Below are 21235 nucleotides of genomic sequence, written 5' to 3'. Positions count from 1 at the left end.
TCAAATGGACAGAGAGTGCGTGATCACAGGAATCGGACTTATGACACCAGCAGGTATGGACAAAGAAGACTTCTTTCAAAAAATCCATACTGGGATATCCACTTATCAACAGCAACAGATTTTTAAAGGGGAAAATTCGTCCTATATTGTATCTCCCATAGATGAAAAAGGCTTGGCTGAGATTCCAAAAAGACAATTGAAGAAGATAGATCGTTTTACTGCAATGGCTATGGTTGCTGCTAATAAAGCATTAGATGACGCAAATTTTTTGCTGAATCCTACAAATCAAAGCGAAATGGGCATTGTTTTAGGCAATTGTTTTGGTGGGTGGAGCTATGTGGAGTCTCAACTTGCTGCGCTGCATCGTGAAGGTTTCTCTATGATTAACTCTTATGTAGCAACTGCTTGGTTTCCAACTGCTCCACAAGGTGAAATATCCATAAAAAAGAAAATCAAAGGATATAGTAAAACGATTTCATCGGATTTGTTAAGTGGAGGATTTGCCCTGCAACATGCGGTACAAACGATTCAATTGGGTAAAGTAAAAGCAGTTCTAGCTGGTGGTGCAGAAGCACCATTAACGCCATTGGTATACCAATCTTTGCAATCCAATGGATTTGTTTCTCCTGAGGGAGAATATCGACCTTATTCAGATCAAGCGAGTGGTCATATTGTTGCCGAAGGCAGTGTTATTCTGGTAGTGGAAGAGAAGGACTATGCGATAAAAAGAGGAGCTTCTATTTTAGGTACGCTAAAAGGGATTGGTCTATCGGACAACCTAGAGGATTCGTTGTCAATGGCATTAGGACAAGCAGACACACAAGTGGAGCAAATAGACTTTTTTATCCCTGACGGTCGTGCAGACGTAAAGCTAGATCAAGAAGAATTAGCGGCTTATCGGAAGTTAGGGATTCCTTTGGAGAAGCTAATAGATCAGTTTCCCAAGAAAAGTATGGGGCATTTATTATCTGCTGCCATCCCAGCGGATATTGCTTTTGGAATTTTTCGATCCCAGCATGATCAAAAGTCTCACTCTTTTATGGTGAATGCTCGAGATTGGTATGGACAAAGTATGAGTTTTCTCATACAGGTTGGTAATCATTAGTTTTCTAAGGAAAGAATTGTATGAATAGATATGATATGATGAAAATAATGTCGTTATCTACTACTAGGAGTGTAATCCATTGCCAACACCATTCATTCAGTGGATTCGTTTTCGGGATGATATAGGGAGTATTGGTCTGTTTTTTTATCAGTGGTTAAAGACGGGGAAATTGCCAGATATTCATTATATCCGTACAAGAAAAAGTCCGATTGAAAGAAACTTATATGTTGCCCTGACAAGGGCAGGTTATCGTGTGAAAGCCCAGTATGTCATGGGACCATATCGTTGTGATTTAGCCATCATTAAATATAAGCTGATCATCGAGTGCGATGGTGCAGCATATCACAGTTCGAAAAAACAAAAAGCTCGAGATCGTAAAAAAGCGTACTATATTCGCAAAAAGCACAAATGGAAGCTGCTGCGATTTAAAGGTTCACAGATCAACGCAGACATAGCAAAATGTGTAGAGAAAATTCATCTGACTACGGGGATGAAATGAGCTCCAAGTCCCATAAGGGAAGCAAGAAATTACAGATTTGAGGAATTATAAATGGATAAAAAACAATTGAGTTTTGGAAAGTCTTTACCTATTTCGGAAGAGAAGGATAAGCAAGATCCAACCGAGGAGCATCAATCATTAGCTAACCAAGTTACCGAAGACTTGGGAAAACTAGAAAGCGATGTGCGCGAAATCAAGCAAACATTACAGAAGATGGAACAGACCAGACTAAAGAATCAAGAAGAATCGAAACAGCGTCAACAAGCGATACTGGAAAGTCAGAAGAAACCGAAGTCGTTTTTAGCTAAAATGAAAAGCATGTTTACTTTTAAAAGTAAGACCAAAGGATAGTCACACTCACGCTCTGCGAAATTTTATTAAAATTATTACTTGTTATGGTTGCTAAATCCATGTAACTAAAAATACCGTGTGTAGGAGGACAAATCCTACACTTTTTTCATGTTCTTTAGCACTTCAGTTGGGATGAAAAATTGTCAGATTTGACAATCTATCCTAAACATTGAATATACGTTGCCTTTATGGTTAGGTGGGGGTATATCTTGTTTTTGATCTTGGCGGGCGTCTCGTCCCCAATCAGATCACTCCATGATGAAAAACAGCTTCATTTTAACAGTAATTAGCTATGACTGTTGGTTTAGTGTACGGTTGAACTCATTCCCTGCAAAATCAGACAAATAGTGATGCTATCTTGATGTAACCCCCTTTAGATGAAATGTTATCTGTCACTTTGACTCTAAACTTTTAGGAGGAATGATGTATGAAAGAAAAAGATAATAGCTCTTTCCCTGCTTCTGAGGAGATACTAACTGAGCAACATAACGTTACAAAGGATAAGTGGTCCGAAGAATACATAGAACTGAGATCCAGTGTAGCAGAATTGAAAGCCAGTACAGCAGAACTGGAAGCTAGTGTAGAAGAACTAGAAGTTAGTACTGAAGAACTGAAAGTCGATAACGCAAAAATGGAAGCACATGTCGTAGAAATGGAGGCCCGTACCCCGGATATGGGATCCGATGCTGCCGAATGGGAAGATATTATCGCAGAACGGAAAGTTATCATCGCAAATAGGGAAAACATTTACACAAAACTGAAAGACATTACCCCAAAAAGGAAAGCCGTGATTACAGAACTTAAAACTGAGATCATAAAATTGGAAGACATTATCGCTGATGAAGCACGTGTTACAGAATGGGAAGATATTATCACAGAACAGGAAGGCATTTTCGCAAACCTGAAAGATGTTATCACAGAAAGGAAAACTGATGTTGTAGAAATGAAAATCGGTACAACAGAACTGGAAGCCGTTGTACGGGCATTAATCCAATCATCAGATCCTGAAAAACCAATGCTTGTGCGCTTGACAGCAACGGTTTGGCAGTTAATCCGTAGTAATTTAGCTAAAATTAACAGCATCTTTGCTTCCAAAAAGTAAAACTTATGGGAAGATTGGAACACTCACGTTCTTTGAAAGAAATCTCATGATTAGTACATAACTTGTAAGAAGAAATACCAAGTGTAGGGGGACAAGTCCTACACTTTTTTCATGTTCTCTAGCACTTCAGTTGGTGACGAAAAATTGTCAGATTTGACAATCTATCCTTAATATTGAATATACGTTGCCGTTATGGTTAGATGGAGATATGTCTTGTTTTTGATCTGTTTTGGTTGAGTTGAATCGTTCCCGATTGGTTGAACGAATCCTTATCAGATAGGATCGCACTATAGTGAAAGACAGCTGCGTTAAGCGGGAATTAGCTATGGTACTGCTGGTCTTGTGTATGGTGAGTACCTCTGGTATTCCCTGCGGGATCAGCTGGATAGCGTTGCTATCCAACAGAAACACCTTTTTTCTGCCCTTAGGGGTGGATAATGTGGACGGTGGCTAAAAAATCGAATATGCGTGTGGGCGCGATTGATCCTCCTTGTTCAGGTGAAACTTCTTGTCGCTTTGTTACTTTGACTTGAAATTTCATTTGACATTATGAGGAGACGATATGTATGAAAAACAATGTACAGTTAGATCAATTGCGTTTGGAACAAACCTTACCTACTTCCGATAAGAAACAACAACTGGATCAAACAACCGAGAAGCATCAAATGGCTCAAGAGCATCAAGTGTTAGTGTCGGTTATCCGAGAGCTTAACGAAAAGCTGGGAAGACTGGAAAAACTGGAAAGCGATATGAGTGAAGTCAAGCAAACATCGCAGCATACGAAACAGCATGTATTGCAGTCTGAACAGATCCAACAGCTTGTACTCTCGCATTTAGGAGAATCGAAACAACGCGAACAGTCAATGCTGCAAGGTCAGGAGAAATCTGAGTCGATGTTGAAAAAGCTTGGAGAAAATCCTGCATTCTTAGCAGTATGTGGAACCATTCTCGGTGATGTGATGAATGACTTCGGAAAGGAAGTAGTAAAGAAAATGGTTGGTGAAGGGAGATTTGAGGCAGCTGGTAATGCGTTCAAAGCATTGCTAGAGCCTTTGTCCAGTTCTGTACTGGAACTGATCACTCCATTACCGCTGTTATTAAAAATAGCTACCGCAGTAGGAGTACTGCTAGTAGCTAGGTTTCTCCTAAACCACACGGCTTCGGTTTGGACGCCCATCCGCAGTGGTTTAGTTAAACTCAGAAGCTTATTTGCTTCTAAGAAGTAAAACCTGACGGGAGGATCGTTAGCGCTCACGCGCTTCGATCACCGTCCACATTATTTTATAAAAAACGAAGATTTCTGTCAAGAAATCTCATGGAATATATTGGCTTATAATGCGGTCTTGTAACCATGAAAATGCGTAGAAAAAATACCCATCTTTTGAAAGATGGGGTATTTTTTCTATAGATATAAAACGAGTGCAAAAATAATGGCGACCGCAAAACGATAATAAGCAAATGGTGTTAATTTGAATTTAGAGATGAGATTTAAGAAGAAGCGAATTGCTAGTAAAGCAAAGCCAAAAGCACTTAAAAATCCGACGATAAACAGGGGAAGATCACTAGCATGAAGAGCGCCCATGTTGTCCAGCAAATCTTTGCCTGTTGCTGCTACCATCATCGGAATGGCGAGGATGAAAGTATATTCCGAAGCAGCTTTATGATTCATCCCAGCTAGTAATCCACCAGATATAGTGGAACCAGAGCGTGAAAAACCGGGCCAGAGTGCTAAGCATTGAAACAGACCAACGGTAAAAGCTTGTTTATACGTAATGTAATCTACATGCGTTGTCGTAGGACGAGATTTACGAAAAGCTTCTGCCACGATCATCAATATTCCGCCAGCTACAAGTCCAACAATAACAGTAGCGGTTGAAAAAAGCTTTTCCTTGATAATATGAGAAAAAAGTGCACCTAATATACTAGCAGGAATCATTCCTACTAGAATGTGCAATAGATTGAGATGAGGTTCCCGATCTTTTTTCACCCCATGCCATTGATCTCGGATTAATTCCCATTGCTTTGGCAAATTTAACACATTTAAGATTCGTTGTCGGAATACGACAACAACTGCTAAAATAGAACCGAGTTGGATCACAACTTCAAATGTAGAAGCAATTTGACCTTTAAAACCGAGTAAATCACCAACTAAAATCATATGTCCAGTTGAAGACACAGGGGCAAACTCCGTCAGGCCTTCCACCATCCCGAGTATAAACCCACAAAATATTTCCCACATCTTTTGTGTAGCTCCCTTCTGACTTATCCAATCTTACAATAGAAAACTAGACAAGGAAAGGAAGTAAACCCATCCAAAAATGTGAATTTTTTTATCTCTATGAGAAGGTTTCAAAAAAATAGATCACCGCTTCCTGTTAAAAAGGAAATAGATCATATAATTTTTCTGTATCTGCCATAGGTGAACTGTTGTCAAACTGGATCATTTCCACATCTCCCCATAAGCATTGTTTCTGTTGGATGCTCTGTACATAGGTATTCCAGTTGGCAAATTTCCATTTATCTCTCTCAAGTTCACGATCCTGCATTCTTTCTTTTTAAAACAGCAAAATCAATCGTGAAGGAAACTTCTGACAGCTTGTATGGCTAACCAACCTCGTTGAACGGGAAGGGTTCTGAAGTCCTTCGGGATGTAGGAATCCCCCACTTCAAGCTTGATAAGTGGGGGTAGTTCAATCCTATTCCTTATGTATCAAACATTAACACCTGTATCGTGCTGCTATCGCTCGCCTATTTTGCTTCTTCTGTTCCAACAGGAGTGATTTGGACATTGGCAACAGATGTAGCACCAAAGAATATGGTAGCGTCCCTCGGCTCCATCCAAAACTTTGGCGGTTTTATAGGAGCTGCGTTAGCTCCAATTGTTACAGGTGCAATAGTCCAAGCTACAGGGTCCTTTGAATATGTATTTCTTATCGGTGCAGTCTTGTTAATCGTTTCCGCAATTAGTTATGGTATTTTCTTGAAAAAACCAATTACATCCTAACTTTTTATTTTATTGTTCGATAGAACCTATATTGATGTAGGTTCTATTTTTTGTGTCTCGATCTATTCATTGCGCAAAAATAGAGGAACTATTCCATTATTAAACAGCTCTATACCAATTGTAAACAAATAAAATTAAATAAGTTGACAATAAAAGTTATTAAAATTATCATAATAAAGAATGTTAATTAGAAAGGAATTATGTTATATGTCATCTTCTTCTATTTTGATTCGAAATATGGTACTAGCTGCTTTATTTGCAGCACTATTGGCAATAAGCGGCCAGATTGCCATCCCGATTGGACCTGTACCAATCACTCTACAAACGATGATGGTTTTACTTGCTGGTAGTATTTTAGGTTCACGCTGGGGGGTAATTAGTGTACTCGTTTGGATTTTATTAGCAGCAGTTGGAGCTCCGGTGCTAAGTGGTGGGTCTGGAGGACTTGGAGTATTATTCGGGCAAACAGGAGGTTATATTTTAGGATTTTTGATTGCAGCGTTTCTAGTGGGATGGATGATTGAGCGATTGGGGAGAAATAAGCAAGTCGCTTGGTGGCAACTGCTTCTTGTATTTATCATTGGGGCTGTTGTCATTATTAACGCTATTGGTTTTCCTTGGTTTTTGTTTGTTTCTCATCTGCCTTTTAGTATGGATATCTTTAATAAAGTGTTTGTGGTGTTTTTACCAGGGGATATTGCCAAGGCGGTATTGGCGACAATTTTGACGGTTGCTCTTTATAGAGCAATGCCTTCTTTTTCACCACAGGAGAGAACAGCAAAATCTAAATGATATATTGACCTTGTAAAAAATGAATTTTAAGATAGAAGTAAGATTCTGCCTTACAAGGAGGTTCCTGTGTCGGCTTCTGTTGCTCCTGTCTCCGTTCTCGTGACCGAGCGATTCGTCAGCTTCGATGGTCTGACCCTGACCACCGAGGTCACCGACGAGTTCGATCCGGTCAACGTGCCGTTCCAGGTATCGTCCTTCATCGACGATCCCCAGTCCAACTGCACCTACTACTTCGATGTCCGGGACAACGTGCGCATCGTTCACGCGGACGGCACGGTCACCGGCGAGAACGCGCCTCGGCGATAGTCGAGCACAAGAGCCCACAGGACTATTCCTGTGAAGTGCTCCATGCGGAGCACTCCTGAACAACTGCTTCCAAGAAGCGGCTGTTCGGGCTCGAAAATCAAATATGTTCACATAAAGAAAACGTATGGAGAAGGATTCCATACGTTTTTTGCTTTGCTTTAATTTCTGTATTTTCCTATAAACACTGAGTTTGACAACGTATATTCTAGAAATTATCATAATATTAACCATAAACAGAAAGGAATTATGCCTATGTCATTGTCTTTTATCCGAAAGTTTCTTTTCTCTCTTGTATTTACTTTGCTTTTGATCATCTCTGGATTTATTGCGATTCCGGTTGGCGGGACTGCTTATTTCACCTTTCAAAGCATAATTGTAATGCTGGCTGGAGGGCTTTTAGGCGCCAGATGGGGAGCGTTTAGTGTGCTGCTTTGGATTTTATTAGCTGTTAGTGGATTGCCTATACTAAGTGGAGCAGTAGGGGGTTCAGAGTTATTCCAAAGTCCTGCTGGGGGATATCTTTTAGGTTACTTGGTAGCTGCTTTTATTATCGGTGGCATGGTGCGGATAACATATAATCGTGTGTCATGGCTATCGCTATTTTTTATTTACGCAATCGGCGGGATTGGGGTTATCAACATGGTAAGTATTTGTTGGTTTTGGTTTGTCATGCATGTGTCAATTGATCTGAAAACATTTTTGCAATCTTTTGTTTCCTTTTTACCATATGATCTGATAAAGGTAGTTTTGGCTACTGTTCTTACGGTAGTGATTTATAATTCATTTCCAGCATTGTCCCCTAAGGGGGGGCGACCGAGATAAGTCCAAAGGCGGCACGATAGATAGAGAAAAATGTAGACATTAGTGATGATACAGGTTTATAGCTCATGTTCAGAAAGATAATAAATTTTATTTAAAAAACAACCTAGTCATTATCATAAAACACTAGGTTGCTTTTGATATAAATGAGTACAATAACTCAGGTCTGTTGATTTACCAAAATTAATATAAAGATCTCTCACTAGAGCGTTCACGAGCCAACTTAAACAGAGCCAGTATCCATTCAGAAGAAAGCTGTCCAAGACAGAGCTTCCGCATGAATTCAAGGGTAGAGAACTTCCTTTTCGTTAATGTTTATAAAGAATTAGTTTCATCGTCAATCACAAACCAACCCTTTTAGCCATTTCAGGCGTATATCGATTCCCAACGATTTGAATTTGGTTCGCAGCTTCAGTGATTTGATTTACTGTTTCAGCTGATAATTGAACATCTGTAGCTCCGATATTCTCTTTTAACCGATGGAGTTTTGTTGTTCCTGGAATTGGAATAATCCAATCTTTCTTAGCCAATATCCATACTAAAGCAATTTGAGCAGGTGTACTGTTATTTTCTTTTGCAACATTTTTAAGTAAATTCACTAAAGCTTGGTTTTTCTCAATAGCTTCAGCTTGGAATCGAGGCAAAGACTTTCTGAAATCATTATGTTCAATTTCCTTTTCCGAGGTGACAGTACCTGTCAAAAATCCTTTTCCAAGAGGACTGAATGGAACTAGAGTGATGCCAAGCTCTTCAAGAAGCGGTAATATTTCATTTTCGGGTTCTCGTGTCCAAAGTGAATACTCGCTTTGAAGTGCTGCGAGCGGCTCAACTTCATGCGCGCGTCTGATAGTATCTGCTCCGGCTTCTGATAATCCCCATTCCTTAACTTTTCCTTCCTTTTTTAAATCTTGGATTACGCCTGCAACTTCTTCGATTGAGACATTTGGATCTACTCGATGCAGATAATATAAATCAATACAATCGGTTCTCAGTCTTTTCAGCGAGCCTTCAATCGACGAGCGAATCAACTCTGGTCTGGAATCAACCACTTGCTTGCTGTTTTCCATGTGAATGCCGAATTTTGTGGCAATGGTTATATTATCTTGATAAGGAGATAAAGCTTTTCCGACTAATTCTTCATTTTCATATGGCCCATAGATTTCAGCGGTATCAAATAAAGTAACACCTAAGTCTACTGCCTTATGCAATAAATGAATCATTTCTTTTTTATCCGGTTTATCTCCGTATGAAAAACTCATTCCCATACATCCTAAGCCGATTTCGGAAACCGAAATTCCGCTGTTTCCCAGCTTTCTTTGTTTCATTTTCACCATGTCCTTTGCTTGTTATAACTTAACTATCCCTTTGTACTTTACTCCAAGGCAAGTGAAAGTAAGTAATTAAACATCCATTTTGCGACCTGCCATCCAGCGAATCATTTCTGGATCAGCATGAGAGAAAAATTGGCTTTCTCCTTCGTTTAATGTTGCGATTTCTTTCTTGTCTTCCTCAGTTAATTCAAAATCAAATACATCAATGTTTTCTACCATCCGCTCTGATTTTACAGATTTCGCCAATACGATAATATTTTGTTCAACTAACCAGCGAGTGATTACTTGTGCAACTGATTTGCCGTATTTTTCACCGATTTTAACTAAAATAGGATTATTAAAAATGTTGTTTTTCCCTTCAGCAAATGGTGCCCATGCTTCCGGCATAATGCCTTCTGCTTTTAACGCTTCAATATTTTTCACTTGCTGCTGGAATGGGTTGATCTCAATTTGGTTGACTTGTGGAGTTACTTTGTTAAATTCAGCTAAATCAACAGCTCTGTCTACCGCAAAATTTGAAATGCCAATCGCACGAATTTTTCCTTTCTCCTGAAGATCTTCCATTGCACGCCATGCACCATAAACATCACTATATGGTTGGTGAATCAATAATAAATCAACATATTTTAAACCTAAACGTTTCAATGAACGCTCGAATGAAGACTTAACGCCATCATAGCTGACATTTTCCACCCAAATTTTTGTGGTGATAAATAGCTCTTCACGCGGAACACCTGAACCAGCAATTCCACGGCCGACAGCTTCTTCATTCACATAGCTTTGCGCGGTGTCGATATGACGGTATCCAGCTTTGATAGCTGCTTTTACCGAAGCTTCGGCTTGTTCAGTGTCAGTGATTTGATATGTCCCAAATCCTAAAATTGGTACTTCTACGCCATTGTTTAATGTAACAGTTTGCATTCAAAATTCCTCCAATTAGCTATTTTTGATTACGTTGTTAACTATAAACTCTGGAGTTTACTCCATAGCAAGAGAATCACTTTTTCTTTTTCTTTCCCATAGTTTTTCAACGTTTTCGGAATTTATTTCACCAGTCTTAAATTTAGCGATATGTTCATCATAAGTTTCAATTTTATAGACCAGTAAATCTCGTACTTGATTCATTTCAGCTAATTTTTCATCTAACTCTTTCAATTGATTTTGCAATACCTGTTTTTGGGCTTTTTCAACTTTTTGCGTTTCTCGCAATTGTGCTAAAGTCGCAAACTCGATTAAAGACTCAACTGATAGACCTGCATTGCGCAAATTTTTAACTAAGTAAATCCAATTCAAATCACTTGTAGTATAGTCGCGATAGCCGCTCTCATTACGATGAACAGGCGGAATAACGCCAACTCTTTCATAGTATCGTAAAGTATCAACTGTTAAATCAAACATTTCCGCAGCTTGTTTAATATTCATAACTGTTCACCTCATATTCTGTTTGTATTCTGTTTCAATTATAAACCTTGGAGTAAACACCAAGGAAAGGCTATAGGCTATTTTCGGCCAACCCCCAAAAAGACTTTAAACGACCAGAATATCAGTTGATGAAGCGCATGTTTAGGGATGGGGATGTTTTATACATTCAGTCCTTGGATAGATTAGGTCGAAATAAACAAATGATATTAGACGAATGGAGGGGACTGATAATGGTTAAACAAATTGTTATTGTTGTATTAGATATGCCTCTCCTGAATACCATGAAATAGAGGGATTTGAACTTTAAACGATTATATGTAAAACAAAATGCATCGAATCTATAGACCCGATGCGTTTTGTTTTACAATTTCTTATACCTTTCATCATCTACAGGTTCTAACCAATCTGTTTCCCCTGGTGTAATGGCTAAATGCACAAACCAACTATCTTTTGTAGCACCATGCCAATGTTTCACATTCGGTGGAATATTCACCACATCTCCAGTTTTGAGTAATTGAGCGGCTTTTCCTTTTTCTTGATACCAACCTTCCCCGCCAGTAGCTAACAAAACTTGTCCAACTTTATGAGAGTGCCAGTTATTACGGGCTCCTGGAGCAAAGGTTACATTCCCGATTGGTGCATTCAATGGCGCATGATCGGTAAATATCATGTGTAAGTACGCATCCCCAATAAAGTTTGTTTCCACTTTCTGTCCCAATGGAAAGATGGTGCTATTGTTTAATTCTTCCTTTGCCATTTTTCATTCCTTCTTTCTTCTATTAGTTATAGATTTCTTTTGCAATGTTAAATGCAGACCAAGCTCTGGGCCATCCTGCATAAAATGAAAGATGTGTAATGATTTCCACCATCTCATCTTTTGTTATTCCATTTGCCTTCGCTTTCTGAAGATGTGGAATTAATTGTTCAAAATTACCTCCAGTAATTAATGCCGAGACAGTAATCATGCTACGATCACGAGGCGATAGTTCTTCCACTCTTGACCAAATTTCACCGAATAAGACATCATCGTTTAGTTCAGCAAATTTTGGTGCAAACTCTCCCAATAAGTCTCTTCCTGCCGTTTGTTTTTCTGCCATTACTATGATTCCCTCCATCCTTCTTTGTACATTACAGAATGCAGTATAGATCTTAAAGTACACTTTAACGCAAGTAACAATTCCTCAAAAAAGCTCAACAGCTTAAGAAATTTTTTTCTTGACTTAAAGTTAACTTTAAGTGATAGGTTTGATTCGTGAAAGATAGCGAGGTGAAGAACGATGAATATTGCACAGGTGGCAACACTGTTTGATCTAACAGCGGCAACGCTTCGATATTATGAACGTGTTGGCTTGATTCCACCAGTAAATCGAAGAGAAAGTGGCATCCGAGATTATGATGAGGATGATATCAAATGGATTGAGTTTATCAAATGTATGCGGGATGCTGGATTGACGATAGAGTCTTTAATGGAATATACAACTTTATTTCTTGAAGGAGATAACACCATAAAAGCTCGAAAAAATATTCTTGTGGATGAAAGACAGCGACTGTTAGAGAAACGAGAAGAGATAGATGAAACCATTAAGAAATTAGATAGAAAAATCGAAGACTATCATGAGAAATTACTTGTAAGTGAGGCTGAATTAAAAATAAAACCTCCTGCAGAAAATAATCAAGAATAAGTACCCTCAGTGATGAAAGGAGTTGAATTATTTTGATTCAGATGGACAGGTTAAAAACATATGCCTTGCTGTCTGTTGCGTTGTTAATTTCTTCTGGTCCAGTGATTGCTGCAAACATTCCAGCAATCGCAAAAGATTTTCCGACAATAAGTCCAACACATGTAGGGCTATTAACAACTATTCCTTCCCTATTTGTGATTCTTGCTGTGTTAATTGGGAATCGGCTAGAAATGTGGATGGGAAAGAAAAAAATCATTCTGATTGGTCTAGGACTTGTTTTCCTATCAGGCATATTTCCCGCACTAAAGCATGATATTTTTTCCTTATTGTTTGTTTCCCGTTGCATTTTTGGTTTCGGAATTGGTTTGTTTAATCGCATAATCATTCAAATGATCAGTGATTTGTACCCAAACGAACCAAGTAAACAAGCAAGAATCATAGGAATGGAAAGCTCTTTTGAAGGACTAGGCGGTATCTTATTAACGCTTTTAGTGGGACAGTTGTTAAAAGTTAATTGGTATACCTCATTTCTTGTGTATGCGATAGCACTCCCGATTTTTTTCGCATTCTTTTTCTTTGTTCCAAATGAAAAGAAGCAATTGGAACAAAGAAAAGAAGAACAACAAATTCCGATACCAAACGGTTCTCACAATAGAAGTTCTTATGGTGGGATTATTGGTTTTGGGATTTTGTTATTTGTGATCGTAAGTCTTTTTATCAATTACAATATCCAAATTACTCCTTTGATTTTAGAAAAAAATATAGGTAATGCTACGAATGGTAGCAATATGATTGCTTTTATTGGATTAGGAGCATTTGTCGCAGGGTTTTCATTTGGAAAAATCTTTTCCGTGCTGAGGGATTACATTATGCCTTTTTCCCTGCTTTTGATGGGAATTTTTACGTATGTTGTAACAGTTTCGGAAAGTATCTTTCTCACCACATTTTGTTCGATGATCATTGGATTTTCTTTTCGATGTATGATGCCATATCTACTTCACATCTTTACTCGACAAACGGCTGCGATTGCAAAATTGGGGACAACGATGGTGTTGGTTGCTTATAACATAGGTGCTACCTTTTCTCCTTATGAGGGAACAGTATTTTCACAGTTACTACATGTGAATCGAGTTCAATCCCTGATTTTCGCAAATTCCATTTTGATATTAGTGATTGCTATTATTGGTTTTGGCGTTGTCTTGGTAAAAGAGAAAATGAGCAAGACTCAAAGAATTTATGCCAAATGATAAATTATTGACTTCGAGTTAACTTTAAGTTGTAAGGTGTATAAGAACTATTATGAAAAAGGAAAAATCATGTCAAATATTAAAGGAAAAGCAGTTATTGTTATGGGGCTTCTAGTGGAATTGGAGAAGCAACTACCAAGAAACTAGCAGAAGAAGGTGCAAAATTACAACCCTCTTAAGCGCGAGAAACATCTCATTGTCAGGAAGAGACCGATGTCCTAGTCATACTGCTGACTGTCTTAGATCAGCAATTCTAATTGGCTGAGCAAAGATAAGAGGAAACGACTTTTTCCACGAGCTGTTGCACGATCCACCGGAAATGGTCTTTGTTTCACAAGCTGAAAAAGTTCATCTGATTTCATTTTCCAGCGGTAGTTTTAGCAGTCTTGAAGAACCTTCTCCCTCCAAATGGTTCCTCGACTTGGAAAATGATTCTGGGGTTGGAAAAGCCCATAGAAACTGAATAGTAGATGGTTGGTTTAACCGACAAAAGCATTCCAAAGCCCCTGGATAGTAGCATTTTGAGGGATTGGTCTTAATTTAGCGATGATTGGAAATCTCGAGGAGTGTTTGAATCTCCCCGATCTTCGCGTCGGGCAGTAAATTCTGACCTTGATTATAAGCTACTACGTTTAACTTGGCTTTATAACCAGGAAAGTAACGAAGCATACGCACTGACTGTAAAAGGAGAACCATTTATTGGGGCACAGGTTACACGTCAGGCCTAGCTTTAGAGTTTACTTTAAGTTTTATAATCAATAAGGAATATTTTAATGAAAAGGTGGAAAATTAGTATGAAAGCAAATATTATGTACGCTGCTGGTGATGTTCGCGTAGAAGAGTTACCGATTCCAGCATTGCAAGAAGAGACAGATGCCGTTTTGAAGGTAGTGGTTGCCTGTATTTGTGGAAGTGATTTGCATCCTTATCGCAACATGCATGCCCATGAGCATGGCGAAGGGGAAGCAATGGGGCATGAAGTGATTGGAAGAATCGAAGAAATGGGTTCAGAAGTTTCTGGATTCAAGAAAGGTGATTTGGTTGTCGTTCCTTTTGCTGTTGGAGATAATACATGTCCATTTTGCCAAGAAGGATTAATGACTTCTTGTGAGCATGGAGCCTTTATGACTGGCTGCCAGGCGGAATTTGTTCGAGTGCCTCAAGCACAAGGAAGTATGTTTAAGTTACCTGACGAAATTGATGAAAACTCTCCATTAATGCCATCACTGTTAACATTATCTGACGTATATGGAACTGGCTATCATGCGGCTGTGATGGGAGGAGTGAACGAGAATACGACTGTAGCGGTTATTGGTGATGGTGCTGTTGGACTTCTTGCTGTACTGTCAGCGAAGAAATTAGGTGCCAAGAAAATCATTCTCATGGGTCGCCATAAGGAACGGACAGATCTTGGTATAGAATTTGGTGCCACAGATATAATTCCGGAACGCGGAGACGAAGGTATAGCGAAAGTCAAAGAATTGACTAATGGTGAAGGAACACATGTTGTCCTTGAATGTGTCGGGCTGATGCCTGCTTACAAGATGAGCATTGGAGTTGTCCGAGCTGGCGGAGTTATTAGTCGTGTTGGTGTTCCACAGTATGATGATGCTCCTGTTGGGTTTGCAAGTCTTTTTGGACGTAATATTAAGCTTACGGGGGGTCCTGCGCCAACGCGTGCATACATGGATGAATTATTACCGGATATTCTTGATGGAACCCTTGAACCAGGTCGTGTTTTTGACGTAACCGTTGATTTGGACGGTGTTCCTGAGGGATATCGCCTTATGAATAATCGTGAAGCACTTAAAGTATTAATTAGACCTTAATGAATAGTTTAATGGGGAATTTAATATGACAAAAAATGAAGAAGGAAAAACTATTCAATTCTTAAAAGCAGGCGATGTGATTGTCACCTATGATGGTCTCAAACACTGGCATGATGCTACAAAAGATAGTTGGTTTGAACACATTGCCGTCACTGTCGGGGACTCTGGTATGGTTGGAGCCAATAACGGATGAAGAAAAATTATAATTGGACTTAACTACTAAAGTATTGATTTGAGAAAAAAAGTTATAGAAGTGGGCTGTTAATAAATTATTCTAGGTAAATTGAGCTTAGAAAAGAAGGTTATCCAGTAAACCCAGAGGACCTAAGTGCAATTAGTCCTTATTTGACGGAACATATTAAACGATTTGGTGATTATGTCATTGATTTGGAAAAACAACCCCAACCTTTCGATGGGAAATTAAAATTAGAGTTGGAAAGTGCTTGATAGAAGAGGTCTCTGTTCCCTTTTTTCAATTTTTCCTATCTATCGTGCCGCTTTTGGACTTATCTCGGACGACCCCCCTAAAGGTCGAAGTTAACATAAAAAAACGTATGGGTTTTCCCCATACGTTTTTGTGTTCAATAGCTTACTAGTTTTGCTTTTTCATATGCTGTGATCTTATCTTCATGCTGTAAGGTCAATCCGATAAAATCCAACCCATTTACAAGACAGTGCTGGCGATAGGGATCGAGTTCGAAAGAACATTCCAATCCAAAGTCATCTCGAATCACTAAGTTTTCTATATCCACAGTCAATTGATAACCTTCATGCTCGGCTGTTCGTTCAAATAATTCCTGTACTTGTTCTTCAGAAAGCACCAATGGCAGGAGTCCATTTTGGAAACAGTTGTTATAAAAGATATCTGCAAAGGATGGAGCGATGATAACACGAAAGCCAAAGTCGGTTAAAGACCATGGTGCATGTTCACGAGAGGAACCACAGCCAAAGTTTTCTCTGGCTAATAGTATAGAGGTTCCTTTATATGCAGGTTGATTGAGCACGAAGGAGGGATTGGGCTGATCTGCTTCGTCAAAACGCCATTCATAAAAGAGAAACTGACCAAAACCGGAACGTTCAATGCGTTTTAAAAATTGTTTAGGGATGATTGCATCTGTGTCGATATGTGCACGGTCAAGGGGTGCGACAAGACCTTGGTGTTTACGAAGGGATTCCATGTTTTTTCTCCTCTCTGTTGAATTTCCAATCTCGAATATCTACAAAGTGGCCTTTAATAGCTGCTGCTGCGGCCATGACAGGGCTGACTAAATGTGTTCTTCCGCCTCTGCCTTGTCGTCCTTCAAAGTTACGATTGGAAGTAGAAGCACATCGTTCACCGGGCTGAATGATATCTGGATTCATGCCAAGACACATGCTGCAACCAGCTTCACGCCATTCAAATCCTGCATCAAGAAATATTTGATGCAAGCCTTCTTCTTCTGCTTGTTCTTTCACTTGCTGTGAACCAGGCACAACCATCGCTTGAACAGTAGCAGCTACTTGGTAGCCAGCGACTACTTCTGCTGCTGCGCGTAAGTCTTCGATACGGGAGTTGGTACAGGAACCGATGAAGACTCGGTCGATTGCAATTTTCGCCATTGGTGTACCAGCAGTCAATCCCATGTATTGTAAGGCTAGTTCAGCTGCTTTTTGTTCCGTGTTCGTGGCAAAAGAAGCAGGATCAGGTACCAATTGGGTGATGTCTGCTCCCATTCCTGGGCTTGTTCCCCATGTTACTTGGGGAGCGATTTCGGTGACATCGATTTCGACACGAGTGTCATAAGCCGCTCCTTCATCGGTCACTAATTCTTTCCAATCGGCAACTGCTTGTTCCCAATCTTCTCCTTTTGGAGCATGTTTCCGTCCTCTTAAGTAAGAGAAAGTAGTCTCATCTGGTGCGATCATGCCTGCACGGGCTCCAGCTTCGATGGACATATTACAAATCGTCATCCGTTCTTCCATCGACATATTCTGGATTGCTTCCCCGGTATACTCCACTACATATCCGGTTGCACCAGCGGTTCCAATCTGGTTGATCAAGTGTAGAACAACATCTTTTGCTGTGACTCCATAAGGCAGTTTGCCTTTGAAATGTATTTCCATTGTCTTTGGCTTAGCTTGAGGCAAACATTGAGTGGCCATCACATGCTCTACTTCACTTGTTCCAATTCCAAAAGCTAATGCGCCAAAAGCTCCATGGGTAGAAGTGTGACTATCTCCACAGACAATGGTTTTACCTGGCAGGGTAAGCCCGAGCTCTGGCCCAATCACATGGACGATCCCTTGATTTTTGCTGTCCAAGTCATATAAAGTTATTTTATGATTTTGACAATTTTCTCTCAGCGTTTCAATTTGTTGGCGTGAGATCGGATCAGCGATTGGCAGAGAGCGATCGGTCGTAGGGATGTTATGGTCAACTGTCGCTACAGTCAAGTCAGGTCTGCGGATAGAACGCCCGGCTAGACGCAATCCTTCAAATGCTTGTGGGGATGTGACTTCGTGAATCAGATGCAAATCTATGTAGAGGAGAGATGGTTTCCCGCTTTCTTGATAGACAACATGTGAATCCCAAATCTTATCAAACATCGTACGCTTTGATGTCATTCTTTCTCTCTCCCATCTCTATAAATAATTGATAAAAATTATATAATTTCTAAAGAAGGACTTCAAGGTGAAAATGAAAAAAATAACCATCTTTTTATCGTTCTGAGGTATAATACAGCATGATAAATGCTGGTGAGGAGTTACACACATGAATGTTGAAAAGTATTACCCGCTCATGCGTTTTTGCATCGTCGGGGTTATCAATACAGGCACTTACTATGGATTATATCTCTTATTTTTGCATATATTTGGCTGGATTTATCTCATATCGCATATCAGTGCTTTTGTGCTCAGTATGATTGGCTCTTTTTTTATGAATACGTATTTCACTTATAAAACAAAACCCAGTCTCAAGAAATTTTTCCAATTTCCCCTCACCTACGTGGTAAATGTTACCGTGACGACAAGCAGCGTTTATTTATTAGTAGATCAATTAGGAATGGATAAAAATATTGCTCCGTTACTAGCATCGTTGATTGCCATTCCTTTCACGTTTATCGTATCGAAGAAAATCTTGGTCAATAAACCAAAGCCTAGCAGTTCTTCGTAGGGTGTTGCAGTATTCCGATTTGTCTAGATGTTTACAGAAATCTTATGATAAAATAAATGCAACGTCCGTAACGACGAAGGGAAAGTGATGAAGAAGATAGGTAAGAAGGCAGGAGAAGTGGGCGGTGGTGCGCTCGCGGCACTGATTCTCGGCGCGCTCTGGATATGGGGCATGTACGAGAACGCCAAGCCGCAGAGGGAGCAGCGTTCGGCGAAGAGCCACGGCCTGCGTGCCAAGAGCAGCAAACTGCTCAAGTGGCGCCGCCGCTGAACACAACTGCCTGAACTTTCTCTCACCCTCCTGAGGCCATGTCTCAGGGGGGTGCTGCTTTTTCCTAAGGGGATGAAACATAAAGTGAAAATTATGATACCATAAACGTACGTCCGAGAGACGAAGGAGGAAGTTGTGAAGAAGGGTTTCATTGCTGGTTGCGCCTTCGGCTTCTTCGTGGCTTCTGCTGTCATTCGATTGGCAGAGGTGGGCCAGAAGAAGGCGGATGCTGCACAGCAGCGTGATGCTGACCAGCGAGCCAAGGCTTCGCTGCTTCAAGGGAAGCTCTACTAGCAATTTCAAGAACTTCCCCCACCCCCTACGACAACTGTCTAGGGGGTGCTGCTTTTTTGTTTTGTTCATACTTGTCCAGATTCTCTTCCTCTGCTACAGGTGTATAAACACAGCAGTGTACATTTTCTTCCCCATTGATCTGAAAAAAGGATACAATCCGATATTCTACTATATTTTCTCCGTCACGACTGCGAATTTTCAAATGAACCCCTGATTTTTGTTTGATCGGATGATCTTCCCACCAAGCAGCAAACTCTGGCGATTTTTCCAATAATTCTTTTGCAAACGTTTGAAACCAAGGGTCATTTTCATTTTGATCATAAGAACTGCGAAAAACACCAACTGTATATTGGGCAAACTCTTCCCAGTTTACAATTTGTTTTCGCACTGGTTCATTCATAAAAACGAGCCATGTCATATTGCGGTATTTTTCATCTTGACTTGAAAAATCTACTGGAAAGATCAGAGAGTATAAGTCATTCCAAGCGATAACATCGGTTCGAAATCCAACAATGAAAGTTGGATAGAGGATACTATCAACTACTAGTTGTAACTCCTGATTGATTACTCGTTCCAATGGCTGTGATGGCGCAAAAACTGGATATCCCCCGAGCCGAAATATATGGCGTTGTTCTTCTTCGTTTAGTTGAAGTGTTTTCGCAATGCTCGCTAATACTTCTTGTGAGACATTGACGTCTCTGCCTTGTTCCAGCCAAGTGTACCAAGTGTTGCTCACTCCAGATAAATAAGCTACTTCTTCCCGGCGAAGCCCTGGAGTTCTGCGTTTTCTGCTGCCAGTGGAGACATGTAATCCTTCTGGCTGTACTTTGGCACGTCTTGATTTCAAAAATTCCCCCAGTACTTTGATGTTTTTATTTTCTTGCATCCCGATCGCTCTCCTAAGCTGTTATTGGTACTAATAGTATAACGAAAAACTCGTACAGAATGATACAGCAGCTAAAATGGAATTACAGCACAAGGGACAAAAAGAAAAACATAAACAAAAGGGGATAAGAACATGAAAGCAATTATCATTCCACAATTTGGTGAAGCGTCTGTTTTAACTCAAAAAGAAGTAATAACACCACAACCGGGTCTAGGAGAAGTTACCATTGATGTTGCTTATGCAGGGATCAATTATGCGGAAGTATTATTTCGCAAAGGAGTGGTAGCAGACTTGCCATTGCCGTTTGTACCCGGGATCGAAGTATCTGGTATCATTCGCGAGATAGGAGAAGGAGTTACTGGATTTCAAATCGGTCAAGCTGTTGCTGCATTGACTATTGTAAATGGTGGTGGATATGCGGAAGTGGTAAAAGTAGACGCAGACCTCGTAATTCCACTAGATTTGGAAACAAATGCTGTAGATATGAAAGTCGCAGCAGCTTTTTCGTCCAATGTAACAACAGCGATGATGATCTTATCCGATGTGGCGCATATGAAAAAAGGCGAAACGGTATTGGTGCATGCAGCAGCTGGTGGTGTTGGCAGTGCGATTGGACAAATGGCACGTGCTTTAGGAGCAGGAAGAGTGATCGGAGTGGTAGGAAGTAAACAGAAAGTAACATACGCAAAAAGTTTGGGATACGATGAAGTATACTTGCGTGACGAATATGTTGAAGCGATCAGAGGCAGTGGTATAGATATTGTCATTGACCAAGTGGGAGGAGATGCCAGAGAAACAGGACTATCGCTCCTGTCACCACTTGGCAGACTAGTTGTCATGGGTAATGCGAGTGAAGCAGAGGATGTATCAGTATCTGCAAACGAACTCTGGTTTAGCAGCAAAGCTGTACTTGGCTTTAATCTCCAATTGATGAGTGTGTATCATCCAAAAGTAGTAGCAAATGCAGCAAAGAAAGCATTGCCATATGTGGCAAGTGGACAAGTAAGAGTAGATGTAACGGATGTAGTTGAGTTTGAAGACATAGCAAAAGCGCATAAAAGCATTGAGGATCGTTCATCAACAGGAAAAATGGTACTACAGGTGAAAGAATAAGGAAAGACAGAAGATATTAGATGATAATA

At 40.0% G+C, this 21235-nt stretch carries 29 protein-coding genes and 1 pseudogene; 19 read left to right on the top strand and 11 right to left on the bottom strand.

Going from position 1 to position 21235, the window contains the following annotated elements; translation table 11 throughout:
• The first annotated feature begins 4 nt into the window (after positions 1 to 4).
• From AC5WOE_RS02740 to AC5WOE_RS02720, 5 genes are all read left to right on the top strand, one after another.
• Positions 5 to 1105, top strand: coding sequence for a beta-ketoacyl synthase N-terminal-like domain-containing protein (locus AC5WOE_RS02740; RefSeq protein ID WP_496051861.1), 1101 nt, complete (start codon positions 5 to 7; stop codon positions 1103 to 1105).
• 79 nt (positions 1106 to 1184) lie between these two features.
• Positions 1185 to 1604 (top strand): endonuclease domain-containing protein, encoded by a 420-nt coding sequence (locus AC5WOE_RS02735; RefSeq protein WP_496048459.1) that lies wholly within the window; start codon positions 1185 to 1187, stop codon positions 1602 to 1604.
• A 51-nt stretch (positions 1605 to 1655) separates the two neighbouring features.
• Entirely contained in the window at positions 1656 to 1955 is a 300-nt protein-coding gene (locus AC5WOE_RS02730; protein ID WP_496048458.1) for a hypothetical protein, read from the top strand.
• A gap of 427 nt (positions 1956 to 2382) precedes the next feature.
• Complete coding sequence (locus tag AC5WOE_RS02725; RefSeq protein ID WP_496051860.1) at positions 2383 to 3057, top strand: hypothetical protein; 675 nt, start codon at positions 2383 to 2385, stop codon at positions 3055 to 3057.
• Between the two features lie 566 nt (positions 3058 to 3623).
• The gene (locus AC5WOE_RS02720) at positions 3624 to 4283 is read left to right on the top strand and encodes a hypothetical protein (protein ID WP_496051859.1); all 660 of its coding nucleotides are present in this window, start codon (positions 3624 to 3626) and stop codon (positions 4281 to 4283) included.
• Positions 4284 to 4459: 176 nt separating this feature from the next.
• Here the strand turns inward: AC5WOE_RS02720 and bacA are convergent, their stop codons facing one another.
• Positions 4460 to 5296, bottom strand: coding sequence for an undecaprenyl-diphosphate phosphatase (gene bacA / locus AC5WOE_RS02715; protein ID WP_496048455.1), 837 nt, complete (start codon positions 5294 to 5296; stop codon positions 4460 to 4462).
• A 136-nt stretch (positions 5297 to 5432) separates the two neighbouring features.
• Positions 5433 to 5603, bottom strand: a complete 171-nt coding sequence (locus AC5WOE_RS02710; RefSeq protein ID WP_496051858.1) for a hypothetical protein — start codon at positions 5601 to 5603, stop codon at positions 5433 to 5435.
• Between the two features lie 152 nt (positions 5604 to 5755).
• Here AC5WOE_RS02710 and AC5WOE_RS02705 point away from each other — a divergent pair, with 152 nt between their 5' ends.
• From AC5WOE_RS02705 to AC5WOE_RS02690, 4 genes are all read left to right on the top strand, one after another.
• Positions 5756 to 6061, top strand: a complete 306-nt coding sequence (locus tag AC5WOE_RS02705; protein ID WP_496052038.1) for a hypothetical protein — start codon at positions 5756 to 5758, stop codon at positions 6059 to 6061.
• 207 nt (positions 6062 to 6268) lie between these two features.
• Positions 6269 to 6853, top strand: coding sequence for a biotin transporter BioY (locus tag AC5WOE_RS02700; RefSeq protein ID WP_496051857.1), 585 nt, complete (start codon positions 6269 to 6271; stop codon positions 6851 to 6853).
• A 66-nt stretch (positions 6854 to 6919) separates the two neighbouring features.
• Positions 6920 to 7159 carry a hypothetical protein gene (locus tag AC5WOE_RS02695; protein ID WP_496051856.1) on the top strand — a complete coding sequence of 80 codons (240 nt, stop codon included), beginning with the start codon at positions 6920 to 6922 and terminating at the stop codon, positions 7157 to 7159.
• 252 nt (positions 7160 to 7411) lie between these two features.
• Positions 7412 to 7981 carry a biotin transporter BioY gene (locus tag AC5WOE_RS02690; protein ID WP_496051855.1) on the top strand — a complete coding sequence of 190 codons (570 nt, stop codon included), beginning with the start codon at positions 7412 to 7414 and terminating at the stop codon, positions 7979 to 7981.
• Between the two features lie 338 nt (positions 7982 to 8319).
• Here the strand turns inward: AC5WOE_RS02690 and AC5WOE_RS02685 are convergent, their stop codons facing one another.
• The 3 genes from AC5WOE_RS02685 to AC5WOE_RS02675 form a co-directional block, all read right to left on the bottom strand.
• A complete protein-coding gene (locus AC5WOE_RS02685) occupies positions 8320 to 9303 on the bottom strand; it encodes an aldo/keto reductase (protein WP_496048450.1) in 984 nt (327 codons plus the stop codon).
• A 75-nt stretch (positions 9304 to 9378) separates the two neighbouring features.
• Positions 9379 to 10230, bottom strand: coding sequence for an aldo/keto reductase (locus AC5WOE_RS02680; RefSeq protein ID WP_496051854.1), 852 nt, complete (start codon positions 10228 to 10230; stop codon positions 9379 to 9381).
• A gap of 57 nt (positions 10231 to 10287) precedes the next feature.
• Entirely contained in the window at positions 10288 to 10731 is a 444-nt protein-coding gene (locus AC5WOE_RS02675) for a MerR family transcriptional regulator (protein WP_496051853.1), read from the bottom strand.
• 98 nt (positions 10732 to 10829) lie between these two features.
• Between AC5WOE_RS02675 and AC5WOE_RS02670 the strand changes: the two are divergent.
• A pseudogene (locus tag AC5WOE_RS02670) lies at positions 10830 to 11018 on the top strand (recombinase family protein); the annotation flags it as partial.
• 74 nt (positions 11019 to 11092) lie between these two features.
• Here AC5WOE_RS02670 and AC5WOE_RS02665 read toward each other — a convergent pair.
• Complete coding sequence (locus AC5WOE_RS02665; RefSeq protein WP_496051852.1) at positions 11093 to 11488, bottom strand: cupin domain-containing protein; 396 nt, start codon at positions 11486 to 11488, stop codon at positions 11093 to 11095.
• Between the two features lie 22 nt (positions 11489 to 11510).
• Complete coding sequence (locus AC5WOE_RS02660; protein ID WP_496051851.1) at positions 11511 to 11828, bottom strand: carboxymuconolactone decarboxylase family protein; 318 nt, start codon at positions 11826 to 11828, stop codon at positions 11511 to 11513.
• Positions 11829 to 12008: 180 nt separating this feature from the next.
• Between AC5WOE_RS02660 and AC5WOE_RS02655 the strand changes: the two genes are divergently transcribed.
• Positions 12009 to 12413 (top strand): MerR family transcriptional regulator, encoded by a 405-nt coding sequence (locus AC5WOE_RS02655; RefSeq protein ID WP_496051850.1) that lies wholly within the window; start codon positions 12009 to 12011, stop codon positions 12411 to 12413.
• Positions 12414 to 12454: 41 nt separating this feature from the next.
• Positions 12455 to 13660 carry an MFS transporter gene (locus tag AC5WOE_RS02650; protein ID WP_496052037.1) on the top strand — a complete coding sequence of 402 codons (1206 nt, stop codon included), beginning with the start codon at positions 12455 to 12457 and terminating at the stop codon, positions 13658 to 13660.
• A 239-nt stretch (positions 13661 to 13899) separates the two neighbouring features.
• Here AC5WOE_RS02650 and AC5WOE_RS02645 read toward each other — a convergent pair whose 3' ends face one another.
• Positions 13900 to 14022, bottom strand: coding sequence for a hypothetical protein (locus AC5WOE_RS02645; protein WP_496048444.1), 123 nt, complete (start codon positions 14020 to 14022; stop codon positions 13900 to 13902).
• A gap of 432 nt (positions 14023 to 14454) precedes the next feature.
• Here AC5WOE_RS02645 and AC5WOE_RS02640 point away from each other — a divergent pair, with 432 nt between their 5' ends.
• The 3 genes from AC5WOE_RS02640 (at position 14455) to AC5WOE_RS02630 (ending at position 15936) form a co-directional block, all read left to right on the top strand.
• On the top strand, positions 14455 to 15489 hold the full coding sequence (locus AC5WOE_RS02640) for a zinc-binding dehydrogenase (RefSeq protein WP_496051849.1): 1035 nt from the start codon (positions 14455 to 14457) through the stop codon (positions 15487 to 15489).
• Between the two features lie 25 nt (positions 15490 to 15514).
• Positions 15515 to 15682 carry a cupin domain-containing protein gene (locus tag AC5WOE_RS02635; RefSeq protein WP_496051848.1) on the top strand — a complete coding sequence of 56 codons (168 nt, stop codon included), beginning with the start codon at positions 15515 to 15517 and terminating at the stop codon, positions 15680 to 15682.
• Between the two features lie 89 nt (positions 15683 to 15771).
• Positions 15772 to 15936, top strand: a complete 165-nt coding sequence (locus AC5WOE_RS02630; RefSeq protein ID WP_496048817.1) for a Tn3 family transposase — start codon at positions 15772 to 15774, stop codon at positions 15934 to 15936.
• A gap of 134 nt (positions 15937 to 16070) precedes the next feature.
• Here the strand turns inward: AC5WOE_RS02630 and leuD are convergent, their stop codons facing one another.
• Both leuD and leuC read right to left on the bottom strand, forming a co-directional pair.
• A complete protein-coding gene (gene leuD, locus AC5WOE_RS02625) occupies positions 16071 to 16667 on the bottom strand; it encodes a 3-isopropylmalate dehydratase small subunit (RefSeq protein ID WP_496051847.1) in 597 nt (198 codons plus the stop codon).
• Positions 16651 to 18093: a 3-isopropylmalate dehydratase large subunit gene (gene leuC, locus AC5WOE_RS02620; protein WP_496051846.1), complete on the bottom strand. Its 1443-nt coding sequence runs from the start codon at positions 18091 to 18093 to the stop codon at positions 16651 to 16653. The genes leuD and leuC overlap by 17 nt, the downstream gene beginning before the upstream one ends.
• Before the next feature lie 148 nt (positions 18094 to 18241).
• Here leuC and AC5WOE_RS02615 point away from each other — a divergent pair, with 148 nt between their 5' ends.
• The 3 genes from AC5WOE_RS02615 (at position 18242) to AC5WOE_RS02605 (ending at position 19207) form a co-directional block, all read left to right on the top strand.
• Positions 18242 to 18643 carry a GtrA family protein gene (locus AC5WOE_RS02615; protein ID WP_496048438.1) on the top strand — a complete coding sequence of 134 codons (402 nt, stop codon included), beginning with the start codon at positions 18242 to 18244 and terminating at the stop codon, positions 18641 to 18643.
• An 87-nt stretch (positions 18644 to 18730) separates the two neighbouring features.
• Positions 18731 to 18913: a hypothetical protein gene (locus AC5WOE_RS02610; RefSeq protein WP_496051845.1), complete on the top strand. Its 183-nt coding sequence runs from the start codon at positions 18731 to 18733 to the stop codon at positions 18911 to 18913.
• A 135-nt stretch (positions 18914 to 19048) separates the two neighbouring features.
• The gene (locus AC5WOE_RS02605; RefSeq protein ID WP_496048436.1) at positions 19049 to 19207 is read left to right on the top strand and encodes a hypothetical protein; all 159 of its coding nucleotides are present in this window, start codon (positions 19049 to 19051) and stop codon (positions 19205 to 19207) included.
• A 25-nt stretch (positions 19208 to 19232) separates the two neighbouring features.
• Here the strand turns inward: AC5WOE_RS02605 and AC5WOE_RS02600 are convergent, their stop codons facing one another.
• Positions 19233 to 20093 (bottom strand): helix-turn-helix transcriptional regulator, encoded by an 861-nt coding sequence (locus tag AC5WOE_RS02600; protein WP_496051844.1) that lies wholly within the window; start codon positions 20091 to 20093, stop codon positions 19233 to 19235.
• 132 nt (positions 20094 to 20225) lie between these two features.
• Between AC5WOE_RS02600 and AC5WOE_RS02595 the strand changes: the two genes are divergently transcribed.
• A complete protein-coding gene (locus AC5WOE_RS02595; RefSeq protein WP_496048434.1) occupies positions 20226 to 21206 on the top strand; it encodes a quinone oxidoreductase family protein in 981 nt (326 codons plus the stop codon).
• Positions 21207 to 21235 lie beyond the last annotated feature (29 nt).

The organism is Shimazuella sp. NTD248 (assembly GCF_059510395.1).
This window is presented reverse-complemented; position numbering and strand designations above follow the sequence as displayed.

What these genes read in the sequence shown, in the direction of transcription:
- AC5WOE_RS02600 (WP_496051844.1), bottom strand. Translation starts at nt 20,093, where the DNA reads ATGCAAGAAAATAAAAACATCAAAGTACTGGGGGAATTTTTGAAATCA.
- AC5WOE_RS02725 (WP_496051860.1), top strand. Translation starts at nt 2,383, where the DNA reads ATGAAAGAAAAAGATAATAGCTCTTTCCCTGCTTCTGAGGAGATACTA.
- AC5WOE_RS02660 (WP_496051851.1), bottom strand. Translation starts at nt 11,828, where the DNA reads ATGGCAGAAAAACAAACGGCAGGAAGAGACTTATTGGGAGAGTTTGCA.
- AC5WOE_RS02655 (WP_496051850.1), top strand. Translation starts at nt 12,009, where the DNA reads ATGAATATTGCACAGGTGGCAACACTGTTTGATCTAACAGCGGCAACG.
- AC5WOE_RS02665 (WP_496051852.1), bottom strand. Translation starts at nt 11,488, where the DNA reads ATGGCAAAGGAAGAATTAAACAATAGCACCATCTTTCCATTGGGACAG.
- AC5WOE_RS02615 (WP_496048438.1), top strand. Translation starts at nt 18,242, where the DNA reads ATGAATGTTGAAAAGTATTACCCGCTCATGCGTTTTTGCATCGTCGGG.
- AC5WOE_RS02635 (WP_496051848.1), top strand. Translation starts at nt 15,515, where the DNA reads ATGACAAAAAATGAAGAAGGAAAAACTATTCAATTCTTAAAAGCAGGC.
- AC5WOE_RS02645 (WP_496048444.1), bottom strand. Translation starts at nt 14,022, where the DNA reads ATGAAATCAGATGAACTTTTTCAGCTTGTGAAACAAAGACCATTTCCG.
- bacA (WP_496048455.1), bottom strand. Translation starts at nt 5,296, where the DNA reads ATGTGGGAAATATTTTGTGGGTTTATACTCGGGATGGTGGAAGGCCTG.
- AC5WOE_RS02595 (WP_496048434.1), top strand. Translation starts at nt 20,226, where the DNA reads ATGAAAGCAATTATCATTCCACAATTTGGTGAAGCGTCTGTTTTAACT.
- AC5WOE_RS02700 (WP_496051857.1), top strand. Translation starts at nt 6,269, where the DNA reads ATGTCATCTTCTTCTATTTTGATTCGAAATATGGTACTAGCTGCTTTA.
- AC5WOE_RS02720 (WP_496051859.1), top strand. Translation starts at nt 3,624, where the DNA reads ATGAAAAACAATGTACAGTTAGATCAATTGCGTTTGGAACAAACCTTA.
- leuC (WP_496051846.1), bottom strand. Translation starts at nt 18,093, where the DNA reads ATGACATCAAAGCGTACGATGTTTGATAAGATTTGGGATTCACATGTT.
- AC5WOE_RS02640 (WP_496051849.1), top strand. Translation starts at nt 14,455, where the DNA reads ATGAAAGCAAATATTATGTACGCTGCTGGTGATGTTCGCGTAGAAGAG.
- AC5WOE_RS02730 (WP_496048458.1), top strand. Translation starts at nt 1,656, where the DNA reads ATGGATAAAAAACAATTGAGTTTTGGAAAGTCTTTACCTATTTCGGAA.
- AC5WOE_RS02610 (WP_496051845.1), top strand. Translation starts at nt 18,731, where the DNA reads ATGAAGAAGATAGGTAAGAAGGCAGGAGAAGTGGGCGGTGGTGCGCTC.
- AC5WOE_RS02685 (WP_496048450.1), bottom strand. Translation starts at nt 9,303, where the DNA reads ATGAAACAAAGAAAGCTGGGAAACAGCGGAATTTCGGTTTCCGAAATC.
- leuD (WP_496051847.1), bottom strand. Translation starts at nt 16,667, where the DNA reads ATGGAATCCCTTCGTAAACACCAAGGTCTTGTCGCACCCCTTGACCGT.
- AC5WOE_RS02675 (WP_496051853.1), bottom strand. Translation starts at nt 10,731, where the DNA reads ATGAATATTAAACAAGCTGCGGAAATGTTTGATTTAACAGTTGATACT.
- AC5WOE_RS02740 (WP_496051861.1), top strand. Translation starts at nt 5, where the DNA reads ATGGACAGAGAGTGCGTGATCACAGGAATCGGACTTATGACACCAGCA.
- AC5WOE_RS02690 (WP_496051855.1), top strand. Translation starts at nt 7,412, where the DNA reads ATGTCATTGTCTTTTATCCGAAAGTTTCTTTTCTCTCTTGTATTTACT.
- AC5WOE_RS02650 (WP_496052037.1), top strand. Translation starts at nt 12,455, where the DNA reads ATGGACAGGTTAAAAACATATGCCTTGCTGTCTGTTGCGTTGTTAATT.
- AC5WOE_RS02680 (WP_496051854.1), bottom strand. Translation starts at nt 10,230, where the DNA reads ATGCAAACTGTTACATTAAACAATGGCGTAGAAGTACCAATTTTAGGA.
- AC5WOE_RS02710 (WP_496051858.1), bottom strand. Translation starts at nt 5,603, where the DNA reads ATGCAGGATCGTGAACTTGAGAGAGATAAATGGAAATTTGCCAACTGG.